General features: G+C 53.0%; 3 tRNA genes. All 3 read right to left on the bottom strand.

The window, feature by feature from the left end:
* Positions 1-165: 165 nt before the first annotated feature.
* A tRNA-Trp gene (locus QP982_RS10630) sits at positions 166-238 on the bottom strand.
* A 103-nt stretch (positions 239-341) separates the two neighbouring features.
* Positions 342-415 (bottom strand) — tRNA-Met (locus QP982_RS10625).
* Between the two features lie 39 nt (positions 416-454).
* Positions 455-527 (bottom strand) — tRNA-Thr (locus tag QP982_RS10620).
* Positions 528-922 lie beyond the last annotated feature (395 nt).

Here is a 922-nt window from a genome sequence, read left to right as displayed (position 1 = left end):
TCCGGAAAGGGCCCATGAGATAAAAAGGGCCCACCCGGCGACACACCGAGCGGACACACTTTTTGTCACTTAACCCGTAACTCGCATTGCCCCACCGCCACCGAACATAAACGAAAAACCCGCCACCCAGACGCATTTTCATACGCCCTGGATGACGGGTACTTGCAGGGGCGACAGGACTCGAACCTGCAACCTGCGGTTTTGGAGACCGCTGCTCTACCAATTGAGCCACGCCCCTTCACCACCAGCGAAAGAACTTCTCAGTCCTTAGCTGACAATGTCCCACCTTACTGCATTGCTGCATAATCAAGGCGGGGTTCGACGAACATCACTGTCCGTAGTAGCGATGGGGGGGATCGAACCCCCGACCTCACGATTATGAGTCGTGCGCTCTCACCATCTGAGCTACATCGCCCCTATTCTCTACCGGACATAAGTCCGTATAAAAGAACAGAGCCCCCTGACAGAATCGAACTGTCGACCTTTTCCTTACCATGGAAACGCTCTGCCGACTGAGCTAAGGGGGCATCAGCATCCGTTAAACCCAGCACGTAACTCTGTGGCCAATTGTTGACCGCTTCGTTTCGCTCTGTGCTCTCCGTGAAGCCTTGCAAAGATTAACCCGAAATCACCACTAAGCACAAATCAGCAGGTAGGCAGTGGTATTTCTTGTCACGTTTGCAGACATTTGGCGCGCACTTATGGATAATCTATTCACTTATCGATGAGCCCCAGCGGAACCATAAGTGAATAGCTCATCGATGAGTGGCTGACCTCTAACTCGAGCCTCTAACTCGAGCCCCTGCCCCCGCTTAATCCAGAGCCCCTCACTCGAGCCCCTACCCCGGGTTAAGTAAAGAAAAGTGTGTCCGCATGCCACCATAACCCCAGACCACACACCACAAATCACCAAAGAATAGCT

The sequence above is a fragment of the Corynebacterium sp. MSK019 genome (assembly GCF_030232425.1).
Lineage (GTDB): Bacteria > Actinomycetota > Actinomycetes > Mycobacteriales > Mycobacteriaceae > Corynebacterium > Corynebacterium jeikeium_D.
This window is presented reverse-complemented; position numbering and strand designations above follow the sequence as displayed.